Origin of the sequence: Streptomyces xanthophaeus (assembly GCF_000725805.1) — a bacterium.
Lineage (GTDB): Bacteria > Actinomycetota > Actinomycetes > Streptomycetales > Streptomycetaceae > Streptomyces > Streptomyces xanthophaeus.
On sequence record NZ_JOFT01000009.1, the window covers coordinates 209,541 to 228,332 of the forward strand.

An 18,792-nucleotide genomic window follows, 5' to 3' on the forward strand; every position below is an offset into this window, starting at 1 on the left:
AGCCCAGGCCCCGAGCCGGAGCCCAGGCCCGGGGCTCGGGGGCCGACACTCGGGCCCGGAAGCCACGCCCGAAGGCTCGGGGCCAAAGCGAGGCCCACGCCCGGAGCCCGGGGCCCACGCCCGCTCGGGGCCGGGGCCCACGCCCGCTCGGGGCCGGGGCCAGAGCCCGCGCCTGGAGCCGGAAGCCGAACCGGAGCCCCCGACCGGGAGCCATCGCCCGAGCCGGACCCGGAGCCGGGTTCCATGGCCGGAGCCCGAGCTCCGCGCCCGGAGCCCACGACCGCGGAGCTCGGGGCCGGGGCCGGGGCCGGGCCCAGGCCCGGGCCCACACCCAGGGCCAGGGCCAGGGCCAGGGCCAAGGCCGGGGCCAAGGCCGGGGCCGGGGCCAAGGCCGGGGCCGGGGCCAAGGCCGGGACTCACCCTCCCGGGTCCTGAGCGGAGCGGAGTCCGCCCGCCGGGGGCCGCGGTACGAGTCCGCCGCGGGCAACCACCGGGCACCCGCAGCCGTCTCCTCCTCCGGGGGCCACTGGCCCCAGGGGGAGGACCGCCGGCATGGAACAACTGCACCCACGGGATCCGCACCGCATCGGCCCGTACCGTCTGCTGGCCCGCCTCGGCGCGGGCGGCATGGGCCAGGTGTACCTGGCCCGTTCCGACCGGGGCCGCACCGTGGCCGTGAAGCTGGTCCACCAGGAGCTCGCCGCCCGCGAGGAGTTCCGCATCCGCTTCCGCCACGAGGTCGCCGCGGCCCGCCGGGTCGCCGGGGAGTGGACCGCTCCGGTCCTCGAAGCCGACACCGAGGCCGAGGTCCCCTGGTTCGCGACGGGCTACGTGGCCGGGCCGAGCCTGCGCCAGGTCGTGGCCCAGGACTTCGGTCCGCTGCCGGCCCGCTCCGTACGGATCCTGGCCGCGGGGCTCGCGTACGCCCTCCGGGACATCCACCGCGCGGGCCTCGTGCACCGCGACCTGAAGCCCTCCAACGTCCTGATCACCCTCGACGGTCCCCGCGTCATCGACTTCGGCATCGCCCGCGCCCCCGCGGAGCCCGGCCACGGCCTCACCATGGCCGGTGAACTCATCGGCTCCCCCGGCTTCATGGCTCCCGAGCAGCTCCGCGGCGAGCCCGCGACCGCCGCCTGCGACGTCTACTGCCTCGGCGCGGTCCTGGCGTACGCGGCCACCGGCCGGCTGCCCTCCGGCGAGGCCGGACGGCCCGACGGCGCCGGAGCGGAAGCGGTCCTGGCCGACGTACCGCCCGAGCTGCGCGAGCTCGTACGGGACTGCCTGCACGGGGATCCCGCGGCCCGGCCGGAGCCCTCCGAGGTGCTGACCCGGGTGGGCGCGGGGGACACCGTGGCCGACGGGAGGGCCCTGGAACCCTGGCTTCCAGGGCTGCTGGTGGCGCAGCTAGGTCGGCAGGCCGTACAGCTGCTGGACCGCGAGGACGCGGGCCCGGACCGCATCCCCGCGGCACCTGCGGTGCCCATACCGCCCGCAGCGCCTCCCGTGCCGCCGGCACCGCCCGCACCGCCGACGCCGCCGGTGGCCGCGCCCCCGCCCCTCCCGCCGGCGGCACCCGCACCGGCCCTGTCCGGCCACCCCACTTATCCGGCGTTCGCCCCGCAGGAAGCGGAGCGCGTGGACCGCTCCCGGGCCGCGTCGACCGTCTTCCTCCTCGCGGTCGCCGTGGTCGTCGCCGTCGCGGCGGGCGGCACGGTGTACGCGGTGATGAACGGCTCGGCGGACCCCGTTCCGCCGGGCGGCGCCACGGGCGCCGCACCCGACCCGACCCGGCCCACCGGCGGCGCCGGCCCGTCCGGCTCGGCGCGAACCGGAACCCCGGCCCCGGCCCCTGCCCCCGGCGCGCTCCCCGAGGCGTACCTCGGAACCTGGCGGGCCACCACCGGCACGCAGACCTGGCAGCTCACCCTCGGCCCGGGCGTCGTCGGCGAGCCGGTGATGACCCTGAGCGTCCAGGACCCCGCCTTCGCCTGCACCTGGCGGGCCGCGCTGCGCAGCGCCCCCGACCCTGTGGAACTCGACGCCTCCACCGTCACCTCCGGCGCCCCTCCCACGTGCAGTCCGGGCAGCTGGAGCCTGCTGCGGCTGCTGCCCGACGGCAGCCTCCGGCGGGAGCTGGCGGGCGGTTCCGGCACCCCTCTCACCTACCGCAAGCAGTGACCGGCCCTTTGTGTCGAAGTCAATAAGCCTGCAGGCAGTGCTTGTTACGCCTCGCGCCCCCGGCGGACACTGCCGCACATGGAGCCGTTGAACGTAGTGGCACAACTGTGGGAGCGGATCGAAGCACGCGACTGGGACGGCGTGGCCAAGCTCATCGCCGAGGACGCGGTCATCGAATGGCCGGTGAGCGGTGAACGCATCGTGGGGCGAGCCAACTTCATCGCCGTGAACAGCGACGACGGTTTCGCGGACGAGAGATCCGTGGAACTGCTGCGGATCCTGGCCGACGGAGACCTCGTCGTCACCGAGATAGAGATGCCCCAGGACCACGTCGTCTACCGGGCGGTGTCGCTGTGGACGGTGCGGGACGGGGAGGTGGTCGCGGCGCGGGAGTACTGGACCAGCCCCGGCCAGGACCCGGCGCCCCGCTGGCGGGCGGGGTACGTGGAAGCCCTGCCGGCGGACTGAGGGCCGGGACCCGTACCCCCCGTACTACCTGAGAGCTACACAGGAACACAGCTCCGCAGCGTGACGCCGACCAGGGGTGCCGATTTCTAACTTCGGGAGCAGAGAAGAGCGCTGACCGCTCTTCCGGCGACCGGAGGAAGAGCGGACATGGCTACGGGGGCAGCGGGCGGTGCGGCCGGTTATGGCGGCACGGCGGGTACGGCGGGTACGGCAGGCACGGCGAGTACGGCAGGCACGGCGGGTACGGCAGGTTCGGCGATCGCGCCGGGCACGGTAGGCACGCCGGGCACGGCAAGTACGTCGAGCGAGGCCGCGACAGCAGCTGCGGGAGCCGCGGAAGCCCCCGCCCATTCGGCCGGAGGCCGACGCCTGCTGGGGCGGTGGGCCGGATCCGGTGGCGGGCGTCTGCGTCGCACGCTGCTGGCCTCGGTCGTCGCCGCGGCCGTCGTGGTCCCCGTATCCGCCGCGGCCTCGCCCCACGTCCCCGCCCCTGAGGCCGCGGCGTTCGCCGAGGGCGCCGACGCCCCCACCCGGTACGCCGCCAACCTCGCCGGCCTCGCCGAGGCGGCCCGGATGGCCCAGGAGGCCGGCCGTACCGGCCGGGCCGCGAAGCTCCGCGCCATGGAGGCGGGCGGCACGGCCCGCTTCCTCGCCTTTGACGGGCGCGGCCGGGGCCGGGCCGTCGAGGTCTTCGGCGACCTCGGGAGCGCCGACCGGGTCACCGTCCTGTTGCCCGGGTCCGACACCACCCTGGACACCTACGCCCGGTTCCGGGCCGGGGCGCTCTCCCTCCAGGAGCGCCTGCGGGCCGGACATCCCCGCTCCGCCGTGGTCGCCTGGCTCGGGTACGACACCCCCGGCGCCGTCAGCACCACCGTCCTGACCACCGGCCGCGCCGAGCAGGCCGCCGCCGAACTGGGGCCCTTCCTCACCGGGTTGCGGGATCTGGCCGGGCCCGGTGCCCGGCTCTCCCTCCTCTGCCACTCCTACGGTTCCGTGGTCTGCGCCCGGACCGACACCGGCTCCGCGGTCGCCGACATGGTCCTCTACGGCAGCCCGGGCACCGGCTCCGGCTCCGTCCGTGACCTGCCCACCGACGCCCGGGTCTGGGCCGGGCGGGGCAGTGGCGACTGGATAGCCGAGGTCCCCCACGTCCGGTTCGGCGGCATCGGCCTGGGCCCCGACCCGGTCGCCCCCGCCTTCGGGGCCCGGCCCTTCGCGGCGGGCAGCGCCGGGCACAGCGACTACCTCAAGCCCGGCACCGAGTCCCTCGACAGCCTGGCCGCCATCGTCCTCGGCACCGCCGCCGCGCAGGAGGCCCCCCGTGTCTGAGCTCCGCGCCCGCTGGTCCGCCCTCGCGGGCCGCATCGACTCGGCCACCCCGGCCGGCCGGGACCGGGCCGTCGACGCGCTGCGGGCCCTCGCGATCCTCGGGGTGGTCCTCGGCCACTGGCTGGTGACCGCCCTGACCACCGCCGACGGCGGGCTGAGCGCCACCAGCCCGCTGGAGCACATGCCCTGGCTGGCCCCGGTGTCCTGGGTGCTGCAGACCCTTGCCGTCTTCTTCCTGGTCGGCGGCCATGTGGCCGCCCAGGGCTACGCCGTGGCGCGGGCCCGCGGGGACTCGTACGGGGCCTGGGTCGGCCGGCGGCTCGGCCGACTGTCCCGTCCGGTCGCCGCCGTCCTGGTCCTGTGGACCGTGGTCGCGGGCGGGATGCTGCTCGGCGGGGCGGAGCTGGACACCGTCCGCACGCTGGTCAAGCTGGCCCTCTCCCCGCTGTGGTTCCTCCTCGTCTTCGCCGCGCTCACCGCCGCGACCCCGCTGGTGCTCCGCGTCCACCCGCTGTGGCCCCTGGCCGTGGTGGCGGGCGTCGACCTGTGGCGGTTCGGGTACGGCGGGCCCGCGTGGGCCGGCTGGATCAATGTGGGCGCGGGCTGGCTCGTGCCCTACACCCTGGGCGCCGCCTGGGCCCGGGGGGCGTTCGCCCGGCGCCGGTCCGCCGTGCTCCTGCTCGCCGCGGGGAGCGGCGCCACCGCCGCGCTCGTCCTGTGGTGCGGGTACCCGGCCGCCATGGTGGGGGTCCCGGGGGCCGCGGTGTCGAACCTGAACCCGCCGACGCTCGCCGCGGCCGCGTTCGGACTCGCCCAGTGCGGCCTGGCCCTGCTGGTGCGCGAACCGCTGGCCCGGGCCGTGCGAAGGCCCACCGCCTGGGCGAAGGTGGCGCTGGTGAACCTCTCCGCCATGACGGTCTTCCTCTGGCACCAGACGGCGATGATGACCGTCACCGCCCTCGGGCTGCTGGCGCCCGCCGACCTGCCCGGGCTGCACACCGTGCCCGGCTCGGCGGGCTGGATCGCCGCCCGGCTGCTGTGGCTGCCGGTGTTCGCCGCCGCACTGCTGCTCTGCTGGGCCGCGTTCCGCACCTACGAACAGGGCCGGCCCGCCGGGCAGTCCCGTACGGCCTCGGGCTCCCCCGTCCCGTACCGGCGACGCAGCGCCCCCGCGCGGGAGATCACCCGTGTCTAGCCTTGAGCCCGTGAACGAGCAGAGCACAGTCCCCGAGCAGACCCCCGCGAGCCGGGGCAGGGTGCTGCGGGCCACGGCGCGGGAGCTGCTCACCCTGCGGCGCGATCCCCTGCCCCGGATGTCCCGGCCGCGCTGGCTGGCCCGGCTGCCGCACGTCCTCGTCGCCTACGCCGCCGCATTCATCGGCTTCCTCTATGCGGAACAGCTCGCCGACCACTACCACGTCGACGGTTCGGTCATCTGGGTCCCGGCCGCGCTGTCGGGGGTCTCCATCGCGCTCGCGATGTTCCGCCCGGTCCCCGCGTGGTGGCTGGGACTGCTCGCCGCGGGCCTCGGCGCCTGGACGATGCACGAGCACGTCGGCCACGGGCAGACCTGGCCCTGGACCCCCGGCGGGATCTTCGGCCTCGGCATCGTGATCCTGCTGGTGGCCCTGCGGGTACCGCCCAGGGTCACCGTCGCGGTCGTCTCGGCCTCCCTGGTCCTCACCGGCCTGGCCGAGGCCCTGTGGAGCCCGGAGCTCAGCGCGAGCACCGTGCCCGCGGCCGCGCTCCTCTTCGGGTTCGCCGGACTGCTCGGCTACGCGCTGCGCGCGGTGCGGCTGACCCGCGGCGAGCTGGTCGAGCAGGAGACGCTCACCGAGGAGGAACGGGCCCGGCGCACCCTGCTGGAGGAGCGCAGCCGCATCGCGCGCGAGCTGCACGACGTGGTCGCGCACCACATGTCGGTGATCTCCATCCAGGCGCAGGTCGCCCCGCACCTGGTGGAGAACCCGTCGCAGGAGCTCAAGGAGAACCTGGCGGGCATCCGGGAGAACGCGCTGGAGGCCCTCACGGAGCTGCGGCGGGTGCTGGGCGTGCTGCGCTCCGAACAGCCGGACGAACCCGGGGCCCCGCAGCATCCGCAGCCGACCCTCGCCGAGCTGGACGGGCTCGTGGACAACGTCCGGGGCGCCGGACTGGCGGTCACCACCGAGATCGCGGGCATCCGGCGGGCGCTGACGCCGGGGGTGGAGCTCACCGCGTACCGGATCGTGCAGGAGGCCCTGAGCAACTGCCTGCGCCACGCCCCCGGTTCGCAGGTGGAGGTCGGTATCGCGTACGGCCCGCGGGAGCTGCACCTGTGCATCGCCAACTCCGCTCCGACCCGGGCGGCGCCGCCCTCCCCGGGCGCCGGGCACGGGCTGTTGGGGATGCGGGAGCGGGCGGGCATGCTGGGGGGCGAGCTGAGCGCCGGCCCGTGCCCCGACGGGGGTTATGAGGTGACGGCCGTTCTCCCGATGGACCCGCCGGTCCGGGCGGCCAGCTCCCCGCACGAGACGAAGAGGGAACGATGAGCACCCCGATCAAGGTGATGATCGCCGACGACCAGATGATGGTCCGGCAGGGCTTCAGCGTGTTGCTGAACGCCCAGCCCGACATCGAGGTGGTCGGCCAGGCCGTGGACGGGGCGGACGCCGTCGCCAAGGTGGGCGAGCTGGCACCGGACGTGGTCCTGATGGACATCCGCATGCCGGGGATGGGCGGCATCGAGGCCACCTCCGTCATCACCGCCGTGCCCGGCGCCGCCGTGAAGGTGCTGGTGCTGACCACCTTCGACCTGGACGAGTACGTGTACGAGGCGCTGCGCGCCGGGGCCTCCGGCTTCCTGCTCAAGGACGCGTCGGCCGATCAGCTCGCGGAGGCGGTGCGGGTGGTGGCGGCCGGGGAGGCGCTGCTCTCGCCGAACATCACGAAGCGGCTGATCACCGAGTTCTCGCGGATGGGCGCGCCGCGCGCGCCGTCGCGGGCGCGGATCGAGGAGCTCACCGAGCGGGAGACCGAGGTGCTGTCGCTGATCGCGCAGGGCCTGTCGAATGCGGAGATCGCCCGGCATCTGACGGTGGCGGAGCAGACGGTCAAGACGCATGTGGGGCGGATCCTGGTGAAGCTGGGCCTGCGGGACCGCACCCAGGCCGCGGTGTTCGCGTACGAGACCGGGCTGGTACGCCCGACGGGCTACTGAACCCACCCGGGTAGTACTTGAGGGGGACCCGGGGAAATCCCCATCAGCGGCGACGCGGGTGAGGGTGGCGGCGGCCTACGGTTCTGGGTATGACCGAGACCACCACCGGGGGGACAGCCCGGGCACCCGAGCTCCGTATCGCCTCGGGCCTGCTCCAGGGCTTCCGCGAAGACCTGGTCACTGATGCCTTCGCCTACCGGCCGCTGCCGCCGCTCCGTCCCGAGGGGCGGTGGGTGCGCTGGCTTCCCCGGGGGCTGCGGCCCCATGCCGGCCATCTCCCCCACGCCGTGGTGACCTTGCTGGCGGTGGTGACGGTAGTGGCCTCCACCGCGAACAGCGGGGGCGCCCCGGGGGGCATGACGCTGTTGGTGGGGCTCATAGCCGCGGCGCCCGTGCTGATGACCCTGGTGCGGCCTGCGGGGGCGTTCTGGACGGTGCTGGCCGTGACGCTGCCGCTGGCCATGGTCCAGGACACGGGCATGACCTGGCCGTGGACGCCGAGCACCTTCGTGGCGCATCTGGCGGTCGTGACCGTCGTCGCGATGCGGAGCAGGCCGCGGGTGGCCGCCTGGATGTGGGTGATCACCGTGGTGGCCGGTGCGGTCCTGCCGGAGCTGATCGGGCGGTCCTCCGAGGTCGGGCCGATGGCCTTCCTGACGGCCTTGGCCCTGCTTGCCGTCACGGTCCGCAACACGCGGCGGCAGGCGCGCGAGGAGGTCACGGCCCAGCTGGAGGTCACGGCCTTCGAGCGGGACAGGCGGACGCTGCTGGAGGAGCGGACGACGATCGCGCGGGAGCTGCACGACGTGGTGGCGCACCACATGTCGGTGGTCGCGATCCAGGCGGAAGCGGCGCCGTACCGGGTGAAGAACCCGCCGCCGGAGCTGGAGGCCGCGTTCGTCACCATCCGGGAGAACGCGGTGGCGGCGCTGACGGAGCTTCGGCGGGTGCTGGGCGTGGTGCGCTCCGCGGACTACGAGGCCCCCGATGCCCCGCAGCCGACGCTGGCCTCCCTGGACGGGCTGCTGGCCAATGTGCGCGAGGCCGGGCTGAGCGTGGACAAGACGGTCACCGGAGCGGTGCGGGAGCTGCCGCAGGGCGTGGAGCTGTCGGCGTACCGGATCATCCAGGAGGCCCTGAGCAACACGCTGCGGCATGCGCCTGGCGCCGCGGCCCGGGTGGAGGTGTCCTATGTGCTCGGCGGCCTGGGGATACGCGTCGTCAACGAGGCGGCGACCGGGGACGTCCGGCCTTCGCCGGGGGCGGGGCACGGGATCACCGGGATGCGGGAGCGGGTGGCCATGCTGGAGGGTGAGATGACGGCCGGGCAGACGGCCGCGGGTGGGTACGAGGTGGCGGTGTTCATACCGGTGTCGAGCCGTCCGGAACAGGCGTCGGGGGAGGAACCGGCATGACGATCAGAGTGCTGATCGTCGACGACCAGATGATGGTCCGGGAGGGCTTCTCCGTCCTGTTGAACGCCATGGACGGCATCGAGGTGGTCGGCGAGGCGGTGGACGGCCGGCAGGCCATCGCCCAGGTGGCGGCCCTGCGGCCGGACGTGGTGCTGATGGACATCCGGATGCCGGAGATGAACGGGCTGGAGGCGACCCGGGAGATCGTGGCCGCGGACACGGACGCGAAGGTGCTGGTCCTGACGACCTTCGACCTCGATGAGTACGTGTACCAGGCGCTGCGGGCCGGTGCCTCCGGGTTCCTGCTCAAGGACGCTTCGGCCCGTCAGCTCGCCGACGGGGTGCGGGTGGTGGCGGCCGGGGAGGCCCTGCTGGCGCCGTCGGTGACGAAGCGGCTGATCGTGGAGTTCTCCAAGCTCGCCGAGACCCCGCGCCCGGCCGATCCGGTGGAGGTGGGTGAGCTGACGGAGCGGGAGACGGAGGTGCTGGTGCTGATCGCGCAGGGGCTGTCCAATGCGGAGATAGCCGACCGGCTGATCGTCGCGGAGTCCACGATCAAGACCCATGTGAGCCGGATCCTGGTGAAGCTGGGCCTGCGGGACCGCACCCAGGCCGCGGTGTTCGCCTACGAGACCCGGCTGGTGACCCCGGCCTGAGTCGCGGCGCCCGGCGCCGCGATCCGGTGGACCTTCCCATCCCAGCACTAGAGTGCCGGGATGGGCTTTGATCCGTGGGATGCCGCGTTCGTCGCCGATCCGTACCCGGCGTACGGGGAGTTGCGGGAGCAGGGGCGGGCCGTGTGGTGCGAGGCCACCGGGCAGTGGCTCGTGCCGCACTACGCCGATGTGAGTGCGCTGTTGCGGGACCGGCGGCTGGGGCGTACCTACCTGCACCGCTTCTCGCACGAGGAATTCGGCCGTGAGGCCCCGCCCGCGGAGCACGAGCCCTTCCATGTGCTCAACGGCAACGGCCTGTTGGACCTGGAGGATCCCGCGCACGCGCGGGTGCGGCGGCTGGTGGCGAAGGCCTTCACGCCCCGGACGGTGGAGCGGCTGGTACCGGCCGTGGAGCGGCTGGCCCGCCGGCTGGTCGGCCAACTGCTCGCGGACGGCGGCGGGGACCTGCAGAGCGTGGTCGCCGAGCCGCTGCCGGTGGCCGTGATCGCGGAGCTGCTCGGGGTGCCGGAGGCGGACCGGGAGCTGCTGCGGCCCTGGTCGGCCGATATCTGCGGGATGTTCGAGCTCCGGCCGGACGAGGACACGGCGCGCCGGGCGGTGCGGGCGAGCACCGAGTTCAGCGCCTATCTGCGCGCCCTGATCACCGAGCGGCGTACCCGCCCCGGGGAGGACCTGATCTCGGCGCTGATCGCCGCCCACGACGAGGAGGGCCGCCTCAGCGAGCAGGAGATGATCTCCACGTGTGTCCTCCTGCTGAACGCCGGACACGAGGCCACGGTCAACACGACCGTCAACGGATGGTGGGCGCTGTTCCGCAATCCCGGGGAGCTCGCGGCCCTGCGCGCGGACCCCGGATCGCGGAATCCCGAAAAGTTGTCCACAGCTGTGGATGAACTCATGCGGTACGACACACCGCTCCAGATGTTCGAGCGGTGGGTGCTCGACGAGATCCGGATCGGGGACACGGTGATCCCCCGCGGCGCAGAAATCGCACTGCTGTTCGGTTCTGCGAACCGTGATCCCGCCCGCTTCACGGACCCCGACACGCTGGACCTCGGGCGGACCGACAATCCGCACCTGAGCTTCGGTGCCGGCATCCACTACTGCCTGGGGGCTCCCCTGGCGCGGCGGGAGCTCGAAGCCTCCTTCGGAGCGCTGCTGGCGGACGGGATCCCGCCCCTGCGGCTCGTCGAGGAACCCCGGTGGCGGGACGGGTACGTCATCCGCGGCCTGGAACAGCTGCTGGTGGAGTTCTAGGAAAGGCTCCGCGCCTGCTCGGCCCGGCTCCGCCGCAGGGCCTGACCGCGCAAGGGCCGGGCGAGGCCGAGGCGGCCGGCCGCCGGCGCCCACAGGACGGCCCCCGTCGCCGGGTCCCCGGCCAGCGCGATCTCGACGACACCCGCCCGGAGCTCCGCCGGGGCCCCGGGCGGCCACGGACGCCTCGGCAGCGCCCTGCGCCCCAGCGGCCCGAGCGTCAGCTCGGGCCCGCCGTCCAGGACCAGCACCGGCGCAAGCGCCCCGCGGCGCACCACCTCGGCCTCGTACGCGGTCCAGTGCACCGCCGGGTCCCGCAGGGCGCGCCGCACCCGCCGGACCGCGTACAGCTCCCGCACCCCGAGCACCACCGGGCTCAGCAGCACGACCAGCAGGACGGGCCGGGTGAGCACGGCCGCGACCACCGCCGGCCAGCAGAACACCGGCAGCAGGCACAGCAGCAGCCCGTCGCGCCGCCAGTCCCCGAGCGCGCCGCTCAGGAGGTCCCCGCCCGGCCCCGGGCGGGGCGCACCGGCGCCGGGGACCGCGCCGCCGCGGCTCACCGCGGCAGCGTGAGCGTCCACGCCTGCGGGCGCAGGGTCCACGTCCGCCGCCGGACCGGACCCGCCGTCGCCGTGTCGGCGCGGTAGCGGAAGTCCGCCCCCGACACCGTCACCGTCTTCGCCCGCGCGGTCACCGCCCCGCCGGCCGCGCCGCCCGTACGGACGACCACCTCGGCGAGCCCGCCGTCGTCCCGCGTGCGCACCGAGACGTCCGCGACCGGCCGGTCCACGTCCGCCAGCACCACCCCGTCGGCCTCCACGCGCAGCCGGTACTGGCCCGCGCCGCCCGTCCCGGCGGGCCGCGCCAGCGTCCGGACCAGAGAACGGTAGGCACTCCACACGGACGGCCGCAGGATTCCCGAGGCTTCCGGAGGCCGCCCGCCGCCGCGCACCGGAGGGATCCGCAGCGCCCCCAGCACGACCCCGTCGCTGTCGTCCACCAACAGGTCGCACATGCGCACCGAGCCGTCGAGCGCCGCCCGCGCGGCCGCGACCGCCGACAGCGGCACGCCCAGCGTCCGGGCCAGCCCCAGCGAGCCCGCGGGACCCACCGGGACCAGTGACAACGCGCCCTCGCCCAGCCCGCGCTCCCGGTGCAGCAGCCCCACGGTGCGCACCAGAGCGCGGTCGTCACCGACGACCACGAGCCTGCGATGGCCCCGGCGGGCAAGAGCCCGCGCAAATTCCTCCTGCGAATCCGGAAGGCAGATTTTCGCTTCTGCTCCCGCTGACAACACATCCTTCGCGATCCGCACGGACTCGCCGTCAAGACGGCGGGCGACCGGGTCGACGAGCACGAGAAGGCCGCCTACCGGCGCGCCCGCATGGCTCATGGTGGGCTCTGGAGCCGACACCTCGGTCCTTCCTCGGGTAGCATCTTTGTGCAAGAGGCCCTTGCGCTATTGCGCCAGGGCCTTCGTCTATTCCGGGGTACCGGTCCGACGGCTCAGCCTGCGGTGTACATCGTCGTACGCCCCCTGACCTTGGACATGCCCCATCCGGAAGAGGTGTACGCCTGTGCCCGCTCTTGTGCTGCTCGGAGCTCAGTGGGGTGACGAGGGCAAGGGAAAGGCCACCGACCTGCTCGGTGGATCCGTTGACTATGTGGTGCGCTACCAGGGCGGCAACAACGCCGGCCACACGGTCGTCGTAGGCGACCAGAAGTACGCGCTGCACCTTCTCCCTTCCGGCATCCTCTCCCCCGGATGCACCCCGGTCATCGGTAACGGAGTCGTCGTCGACCCGGCCGTCCTGCTCTCCGAGCTGCGCGGTCTGAACGAGCGCGGCATCGACACCTCCAAGCTGCTCATCAGCGGCAACGCGCACCTGATCACGCCGTACAACGTGACCCTCGACAAGGTCGGCGAGCGGTTCCTCGGCAAGCGCAAGATCGGTACGACCGGCCGCGGCATCGGCCCGACGTACGCGGACAAGATCAACCGCGTCGGCATCCGCGTCCAGGACCTGTACGACGAGTCGATCCTCACCCAGAAGGTCGAAGCGGCGCTGGAGGGCAAGAACCAGCTCCTCGCGAAGCTGTACAACCGCCGCGCGATCGAGGCCGGCGCGATCGTCGAGGAGATGCTCCAGTACGCGGACCAGATCAAGGGCTACGTCGCCGACACCACCCTGATCCTGAACAACGCGCTGGACGAGGACAAGGTCGTGCTCTTCGAGGGCGGCCAGGGCACCCTGCTCGACGTCGACCACGGCACGTACCCCTTCGTCACCTCCTCGAACCCGACCGCGGGCGGCGCCTGCACCGGTACCGGTGTCGGCCCGACGAAGATCAGCCGCGTCATCGGCATCCTGAAGGCCTACACCACGCGCGTGGGTGCGGGTCCGTTCCCGACCGAGCTCTTCGACAAGGACGGCGAGGACCTGCGCCGCATCGGCGGCGAGCGCGGTGTGACCACCGGCCGTGACCGCCGCTGCGGCTGGTTCGACGCGCCGATCGCCCGCTACGCCACCCGCGTGAACGGCCTGACCGACTTCTTCCTCACCAAGCTGGACGTGCTGACCGGCTGGGAGGAGATCCCCGTCTGCGTCGCGTACGAGATCGACGGCAAGCGCGTCGAGGAGCTCCCCTACTCGCAGACCGACTTCCACCACGCGAAGCCGATCTACGAGAACCTCCCCGGCTGGTCCGAGGACATCACCAAGGCCAAGACCTTCGCGGACCTCCCGAAGAACGCCCAGGCGTACGTCAAGGCCCTGGAGGAGATGTCGGGCGCCCCGATCTCCGCGATCGGCGTCGGCCCCGGCCGCACCGAGACGATCGAGATCAACTCGTTCCTCTAGGAACCAGTGGCCCACACCGGTGGGGCGGCGGTACGACCGCCGCCCCACCGGCATGTCCGGGCCCGTCAGGACTGCCGCGTCCAGCGCTGCGAGGCCTTCCCGGCGCAGGTCAGCGTGTGCAGGCCGGTGCCCATGTACGGGTCGAGGCAGCCGCCGCCGAAGTCGCTGCGCAGGCTGCCGTCCGCACCCGTGCGCCACACCCGGCCGATGTCCTGGGCGCAGTCCCCGACGAAGGCGGCCTGGTTCAGCCCGTTGGAGTACAGGCACTGGCCGGACTGCTGGTTGACGAGCTTGAAGCCCCCGTCGGAGCGGCCCTGGACCGTCCACCGGGTACTGGCGTCCCCGCACTCCGCGTAGCTCGACGAGCCGTAGACCTGGCTGATGCACTTGCCGTTGTCGCCGTTGCGGTAGCGGTAGGTGCCGGAGGCGGGCGGCGGGGTGGTCGCGGGCTTCCCCGGAGCGGTGGTGCCGGGCCGGCTGGGCGCACCGGAGGGGACCGGGCCGGGACCCGCGGAGCCGCCGCCCGCGCCCGCCCCGGGCTGCGTACCGCTGCCGGTGCCCGTCCCGCCGCCGCCGACGGCGCCGCCCGCCCCGGCCGCGGCGCCCCCGCCGGCCGCCGGTCCGGAGCCTCCGAGGCCGCCTGTCGCAGCGGCGCCGGTCTCGCCCGGGGTGGCTCCGGGCGGCGGTGACGCGGCCGGGGCCGCCGGGTCCTGGGGGCTCCCGCCCGGGGACGCCGCGGCCTGGGCTCCCGGGGCAGCGGGGGAGGCCGACGGATCGGCCCCGGCCTCGGACCGGGGTGCGGAGGTGTACGGCAGGTTCTGGATGACCAGGGTCGTCCCGCCGCCGACCACGACGACGGGCAGGACGGCCAGCAGGATGCGGGTACGGCGGCGTGCGGGCCGCCGCCCTTCCTCCGGACGGGCCGCCGCGGCCGGGACCCCGGGCGCCGCATCCGCCGCCGGCGCGGCCGGTCCGGCCGCCGGTCCCGCCGCCGGACCACCGGCCGGGTCCGGGGCCGCATCCGCCGCAGGCGCCGTAGGCGTCACCGGTGCCTGAACCGGAACCGGAACCGGAACCGGAGCCTGAACCGGTGCCTGTGCCGGTGCCGGTGCCGGTGCCGGTGCCGGTGCCGACTCCGCGCCGGAGGCCTCTTCCTGCGGCGCCGCGCCCGCGAGCGGCAGCGTCGGTACGTCGGCCTCCTGCACCTGCGCGGCGAAGGCGGACCGCTCGGACAGCCGCTCGGAGACGAGGTCCGGCCACAGCACCGCGGACGGGTCGTGCGCCGTGGCGCGTGCGAGGAGTTCACCCGCGGTGGGGCGGCCCTCGGGGTCCTTGTCGAGGCAGGCCCCGACCAGCTCCGCGAGTTCCGGGTCCGTCTCCCGCAGCGGCTCCAGGTCCGGCTGCTCGTGGACGATCCGGTACAGCACCCCGTGCCCGGACTCGTCGCCGAAGGGCGGCCGTCCGCAGGCCGCGTACGCCAGGACCGACCCCAGCGCGAACACGTCGGTGGCCCCGCTCAGCCGCCGGGTGCCCGAGGCCTGCTCGGGCGCCATGTAGGCGGGCGTGCCCACGACCATGCCGGTCCGGGTCAGCTGGCTCTGCTCGGCGGCCCGGGCGACCCCGAAGTCGATGAGGGTGAGGCCGTCCAGGGTCAGCATCACGTTGGACGGCTTGAGGTCCCGGTGCACCATGTCCAGTGCGTGCACCGCTTCCAGACCGGCCGCCGCTTCCCGCAGCAGCAGCCACAGCGCCTGCGCGGGCAGGGGCTCGCCGTGCAGGTCGACGGCTTCCTTCAGGGTGATCCCGGGGACGTACGCGGTGGCGAACCACGGGGGCCGCGCCGTGCGGTCGCTGGCCAGCAGCGGGGCGGTGGCCCCGTCGGGCAGCCGGGCGAGATTGTCCAGCTCGTGCCCGAAGCGGCGCAGGAAGTCCTTGTCCTCGCCGACGACGGAGGCCAGCAGCTGCTTCACGGCGACGTACCGGCCGTCCCGGACACCCAGGTAGACCCGCCCCATGCCGCCCGCCCCGAGCCGTCCCGCCAGCGGAATCGGACCGATCCGACGCGGATCCTCCGGTTCCAGCGGCTCCGCCCCGCTCCCCCTCAGCTCTAACACGTCAGCCCCGTCAGCATCGGAAGTATTTTCTGGAAATCTACCCGATGCCTGCGGGGTGCAACGAGGGCCGCCCGCAGCCGACTTGACCTCCCGGGACGGGCTACCAGGCCAGCTGCGCGATCTCCTCCGAGACCACCGCGCAGGCGTCCGCTGCCGGATCGATGAGCGGGAAGTGCCCGACCCCGTCCAGCAGCGTCAGCCCCACCGTCTCGCCCGCCTTCGCGGCGGCGGCCACGTACGCGTCCGCCACCGCCGCCGGGACGACGATGTCCTCGCGCCCGTGCACCACTGCCGTGGCGATGCCCGTCGGAAGCAGGGCCGCCGGGTCCGCGTGCGCGATCCGCTCGGCCCAGTGCGCCTCGCCGCCCAGGAACTGCGCGCAGGCACCGCCGCAGACTCCCTGCTCCTGCGCCACCGTGAAGTCCGCGATGGGGGCGAGCGCCACCACACCGCGCAGCGGCGGCGGTTCGGGCAGCCGCCACGGGGATCCGTGCGGGAGCACGTGCCGGGCGGCCGCCCACAGCGCGAGCTGCCCGCCGGCGGAGTGGCCGGTGACGACGACCCGGCGCAGGTCGGCCTGCGGCAGCGCGGCCGCCGCCAGCTCCGGCAGCGCGTCCAGGGCGGCGGCGACGTCGTCGAAGGTCTCCGGCCAGCGCCCGGCGACCGGCCCTTCGGCGTCCTGGTGGGGAAGTGAACTGCCGCGCCGGTACTCGACGTTGGCGACGGCGAAGCCCTGCCGGGCCAGGAATCCGGCCAGCGGGGTGACGTGCTGCCGGTCGTAGGGGGCCCGCCACGCGCCGCCGTGCAGGAGCACCACCAGCGGCGCCTGCCCCGGGGTTTTGCCGTGCGGGGCGTAGAAGTCGACGAGCTGGTCGGGGTGTTCTCCGTAGGTGGCGGTCGCGTCCGGGGCGACGGGCGGATGGGAGAAGGCCGATGCCGCCTCGGCGGCGTCCCGTTCCACTGCGGCGGGGTCCGTCATCGGCTCAACCTCTCGGTAACGCGTGGGACAGCGGGGACAGATGTTCCGGTGTTCCGGCAGAGCGGGACCGTATCAGTCTGGAACGGGGCGTTCCGTGCGGGGTCCCGGATATGCCGCGGCGGGCGGAGCTACAGCCCCGCCCGCCCGGTGATGTGACGTTTCGCTACTGCGTCACCCGAAAATGTGACCCAGTGTCCGTGCGGCACGCTCCGCGTCGGCGAATCCGACGTACAGCGGGGTGAACCCGAAGCGCAGGACGTCGGGGGCCCGGAAGTCCCCGATGACACCGCGGGAGATGAGCTCCCCCATGACCTCACGGGCGTTCTCCGTGCGCAGCGAGACCTGGCTGCCGCGCTGGTCGTGTCCGGCCGGGGTGACCGACTCGACGAGCCCCTGCGGGACGTACGCCGCCACGCATTCGAGGAAGAAGTCGGTCAGGGCGAGCGACTTCGCCCGTACGTCCTCGATCCGGACCCCGTCCCAGGCGTCCAGCGCCGCCTCCAGGGCCAGCATGGACAGGATGTCCGGGGTACCGACCCGGCCCCGTGCCGCGCCCTCGGCCGGACGGTAGTCCGGGGTCATGGCGAAGGGGTCGGCGTGCCCGTTCCACCCGGGGAGGGGGGAGTCGAAGGCCGCCTGGTGACGCTCGGCGATGTACAGGTACGCGGGCGAGCCGGGGCCGCCGTTCAGGTACTTGTACGTGCAGCCGACCGCGAGGTCGACGGCGTGCGCGTCGAGTCCGACGGGCAGGGCCCCGGCCGAGTGGCACAGGTCCCAGACGACCACGGCCCCCGCCGCACGGGCGGCGGCGGTCAGGCCCGGCAGGTCGTGCAGGCGGCCGGTGCGGTAGTCGACCTGGTTCAGGAGCACCACGGCCGTGTCCGGGCCGAGGGCGGCGGGGACGTCCGCCGGGTCGACGGGGACCGCCGTCAGGCCGGTCATCCGGGCCGCCGACTGCGCGATGTAGCCGTCGGTCGGGAAGGTGGCGGCGTCGACCAGGAGACGGGTCCGGCCCGGTCCGGCCAGCCGGGCCGCGCCCACCAGCGCCTTGAACAGGTTGACGCTGGTGGAGTCGCCCACGACCACCTGGCCGGGAGCGGCGCCCACGAGCGGGGCGATCCGGTCGCCGATCCGCTCCGGGGCGGTCCACCAACGGCTCTCGTCCCAGGAACGGATGAGGAGCTCGCCCCACTGGCGCGCGACCACGTCGGCGGTGGCCGCCGCGACGCCGGCCGGCAGCGCCCCGAGGGAGTTGCCGTCCAGGTAGACGACCCCGTCGGGGAGGGTGAAGCGCTCGCGGAGCTTGCCGAGCTCGTCGGCGGCGTCCAGGGCGGCGGCGCGGGCCGCCAGAGCGGGTATCGCGGTCGGCTCAGACATGGCTGCGCGCCGTCCAGAGCTCCGGGAAGACGTTCTTCGTCGCGCGCTTCTCGAGCCAGGTCACCCCGGCGGAGCCGCCCGTGCCGGTCTTCGCGCCCATGGCCCGGCGGGTGGCCACCAGGTGGTCGTTGCGCCAGCGCCAGACGAGCTCGGCGACGTCCGTGAGGACCTCACCGAGGCGGTGGAGGTCGGGCTGCGCGTCGGGGTCGGCGTACAGGGCCGTCCAGACGGCCTCGACCTCGGCCGAGGGCTCGTAGCGCTGCGCCAGGTCGCGGTCCAGGACGGCCTCCGGGACGGGCAGGCCGCGGCGCGCGAGCAGGCGCAGGACCTCGTCGTAGAGGCTGGGCTCGTGGAGGGCCTTCTCCAGCTCCGCGTGGACGCGCGGGGCGCCGCGGTGCGGGACCAGCATGGAGGCCGACTTGTCGCCGAGGAGGAACTCCATCCGGCGGTACATCGCGGACTGGAAGCCCGACCCCTCGCCGAGGGCGGAGCGGTAGGCGTTGAACTGTCCGGGGGTGAGCTGCGCGAGCGGGCGCCAGGAGGCGTTGAGGGCCTCCAGCTCACGGAGGGATCGTTTCAGCGCGTCCATCGCCACCGGGATCCGGTCCTCGCGCAGTGCGCGGGCCGCGGTCTCCCACTCGTGGACGATGACGGTGAACCACAGCTCCATGACCTGGGTCGTGACCAGGAAGACCATCTCGCCCGGGTCGTCCGAGCGCAGCTGCTGGAGGTGGGTGAGGACGTCCGCCTGGACGTAGTCCTCGTACGGGGTGGTGCCGGCGAAGTCGAGGTTCGGGGTGTCCGAACCGGCTCCGGAGGCATCAAGGGCGTGCGACATCGCTGTCTCCTCGACACGTGCTTCCGGGTAGCGGTCCGCTCCTTCCGTGAGGTGAGTGGAGCCCCGGTCCCCTGCCCGCATCATAGGACGACGG

The 18,792-nt window shown here is 74.2% G+C and carries 16 protein-coding genes; 10 read left to right on the forward strand and 6 right to left on the reverse strand.

The genetic code is table 11. The annotated features are described in order from the left end of the window. Nucleotides 1-552: 552 nt before the first annotated feature. The 9 genes from IO30_RS0102165 (at nucleotide 553) to IO30_RS0102205 (ending at nucleotide 10,529) form a co-directional block, all read left to right on the forward strand. Nucleotides 553-2,181, forward strand: a complete 1,629-nt coding sequence (locus IO30_RS0102165; RefSeq protein WP_031138641.1) for a serine/threonine-protein kinase — start codon at nucleotides 553-555, stop codon at nucleotides 2,179-2,181. 78 nt (nucleotides 2,182-2,259) lie between these two features. Next, entirely contained in the window at nucleotides 2,260-2,649 is a 390-nt protein-coding gene (locus IO30_RS0102170) for a nuclear transport factor 2 family protein (protein WP_031138643.1), read from the forward strand. Between the two features lie 147 nt (nucleotides 2,650-2,796). Continuing rightward, nucleotides 2,797-3,981 (forward strand): alpha/beta hydrolase, encoded by a 1,185-nt coding sequence (locus IO30_RS0102175; protein WP_237403441.1) that lies wholly within the window; start codon nucleotides 2,797-2,799, stop codon nucleotides 3,979-3,981. Then, nucleotides 3,974-5,176 (forward strand): acyltransferase family protein, encoded by a 1,203-nt coding sequence (locus tag IO30_RS0102180; protein WP_037892794.1) that lies wholly within the window; start codon nucleotides 3,974-3,976, stop codon nucleotides 5,174-5,176. Before IO30_RS0102175 ends, IO30_RS0102180 begins: the two co-directional genes overlap by 8 nt. A 10-nt stretch (nucleotides 5,177-5,186) precedes the next feature. Continuing rightward, nucleotides 5,187-6,512, forward strand: a complete 1,326-nt coding sequence (locus IO30_RS0102185; RefSeq protein WP_037892797.1) for a sensor histidine kinase — start codon at nucleotides 5,187-5,189, stop codon at nucleotides 6,510-6,512. Next, complete coding sequence (locus IO30_RS0102190; RefSeq protein ID WP_031138651.1) at nucleotides 6,509-7,180, forward strand: response regulator; 672 nt, start codon at nucleotides 6,509-6,511, stop codon at nucleotides 7,178-7,180. The genes IO30_RS0102185 and IO30_RS0102190 overlap by 4 nt, the downstream gene beginning before the upstream one ends. Nucleotides 7,181-7,269: 89 nt before the next feature. Continuing rightward, nucleotides 7,270-8,595, forward strand: a complete 1,326-nt coding sequence (locus IO30_RS0102195; protein ID WP_031138653.1) for a sensor histidine kinase — start codon at nucleotides 7,270-7,272, stop codon at nucleotides 8,593-8,595. Continuing rightward, the gene (locus IO30_RS0102200; RefSeq protein ID WP_031138655.1) at nucleotides 8,592-9,251 is read left to right on the forward strand and encodes a response regulator; all 660 of its coding nucleotides are present in this window, start codon (nucleotides 8,592-8,594) and stop codon (nucleotides 9,249-9,251) included. The genes IO30_RS0102195 and IO30_RS0102200 overlap by 4 nt, the downstream gene beginning before the upstream one ends. A gap of 60 nt (nucleotides 9,252-9,311) precedes the next feature. Further along, entirely contained in the window at nucleotides 9,312-10,529 is a 1,218-nt protein-coding gene (locus IO30_RS0102205; RefSeq protein WP_031138656.1) for a cytochrome P450, read from the forward strand. Here IO30_RS0102205 and IO30_RS41610 read toward each other — a convergent pair. Both IO30_RS41610 and IO30_RS0102215 read right to left on the reverse strand, forming a co-directional pair. Continuing rightward, nucleotides 10,526-11,110 (reverse strand): hypothetical protein, encoded by a 585-nt coding sequence (locus tag IO30_RS41610; protein ID WP_031138657.1) that lies wholly within the window; start codon nucleotides 11,108-11,110, stop codon nucleotides 10,526-10,528. The two genes, IO30_RS0102205 and IO30_RS41610, sit on opposite strands and share 4 nt — an antisense overlap. Beyond that, nucleotides 11,086-11,922 (reverse strand): diacylglycerol kinase family protein, encoded by an 837-nt coding sequence (locus tag IO30_RS0102215; RefSeq protein WP_031138659.1) that lies wholly within the window; start codon nucleotides 11,920-11,922, stop codon nucleotides 11,086-11,088. Before IO30_RS0102215 ends, IO30_RS41610 begins: the two co-directional genes overlap by 25 nt. Nucleotides 11,923-12,106: 184 nt before the next feature. On the opposite strand from IO30_RS0102215, the gene IO30_RS0102220 reads away from it, so the two are divergent. Beyond that, a complete protein-coding gene (locus IO30_RS0102220; protein WP_031138661.1) occupies nucleotides 12,107-13,390 on the forward strand; it encodes an adenylosuccinate synthase in 1,284 nt (427 codons plus the stop codon). Nucleotides 13,391-13,455: 65 nt separating this feature from the next. On the opposite strand, the gene IO30_RS0102225 is transcribed toward IO30_RS0102220, so the two are convergent. The 4 genes from IO30_RS0102225 to IO30_RS0102240 form a co-directional block, all read right to left on the reverse strand. Next, nucleotides 13,456-15,504: a serine/threonine-protein kinase gene (locus tag IO30_RS0102225; protein ID WP_031138663.1), complete on the reverse strand. Its 2,049-nt coding sequence runs from the start codon at nucleotides 15,502-15,504 to the stop codon at nucleotides 13,456-13,458. A 100-nt stretch (nucleotides 15,505-15,604) separates the two neighbouring features. Beyond that, nucleotides 15,605-16,483, reverse strand: a complete 879-nt coding sequence (locus IO30_RS0102230) for an alpha/beta hydrolase (RefSeq protein WP_031138665.1) — start codon at nucleotides 16,481-16,483, stop codon at nucleotides 15,605-15,607. Nucleotides 16,484-16,654: 171 nt separating this feature from the next. Further along, entirely contained in the window at nucleotides 16,655-17,860 is a 1,206-nt protein-coding gene (kynU, locus tag IO30_RS0102235) for a kynureninase (RefSeq protein ID WP_031138667.1), read from the reverse strand. Continuing rightward, nucleotides 17,853-18,698 carry a tryptophan 2,3-dioxygenase family protein gene (locus tag IO30_RS0102240; protein WP_031138668.1) on the reverse strand — a complete coding sequence of 282 codons (846 nt, stop codon included), beginning with the start codon at nucleotides 18,696-18,698 and terminating at the stop codon, nucleotides 17,853-17,855. The genes kynU and IO30_RS0102240 overlap by 8 nt, the downstream gene beginning before the upstream one ends. Nucleotides 18,699-18,792 lie beyond the last annotated feature (94 nt).

Bases quoted from the DNA above. Each gene is read 5' to 3' on its own strand.
- IO30_RS0102165 (WP_031138641.1), top strand. From the start codon at position 553: ATGGAACAACTGCACCCACGGGATCCGCACCGCATCGGCCCGTACCGT.
- IO30_RS0102170 (WP_031138643.1), top strand. From the start codon at position 2,260: ATGGAGCCGTTGAACGTAGTGGCACAACTGTGGGAGCGGATCGAAGCA.
- IO30_RS0102175 (WP_237403441.1), top strand. From the start codon at position 2,797: ATGGCTACGGGGGCAGCGGGCGGTGCGGCCGGTTATGGCGGCACGGCG.
- IO30_RS0102190 (WP_031138651.1), top strand. From the start codon at position 6,509: ATGAGCACCCCGATCAAGGTGATGATCGCCGACGACCAGATGATGGTC.
- IO30_RS0102195 (WP_031138653.1), top strand. From the start codon at position 7,270: ATGACCGAGACCACCACCGGGGGGACAGCCCGGGCACCCGAGCTCCGT.
- IO30_RS0102200 (WP_031138655.1), top strand. From the start codon at position 8,592: ATGACGATCAGAGTGCTGATCGTCGACGACCAGATGATGGTCCGGGAG.
- IO30_RS0102205 (WP_031138656.1), top strand. From the start codon at position 9,312: ATGGGCTTTGATCCGTGGGATGCCGCGTTCGTCGCCGATCCGTACCCG.
- IO30_RS0102215 (WP_031138659.1), bottom strand. From the start codon at position 11,922: ATGAGCCATGCGGGCGCGCCGGTAGGCGGCCTTCTCGTGCTCGTCGAC.
- IO30_RS0102230 (WP_031138665.1), bottom strand. From the start codon at position 16,483: ATGACGGACCCCGCCGCAGTGGAACGGGACGCCGCCGAGGCGGCATCG.
- kynU (WP_031138667.1), bottom strand. From the start codon at position 17,860: ATGTCTGAGCCGACCGCGATACCCGCTCTGGCGGCCCGCGCCGCCGCC.
- IO30_RS0102240 (WP_031138668.1), bottom strand. From the start codon at position 18,698: ATGTCGCACGCCCTTGATGCCTCCGGAGCCGGTTCGGACACCCCGAAC.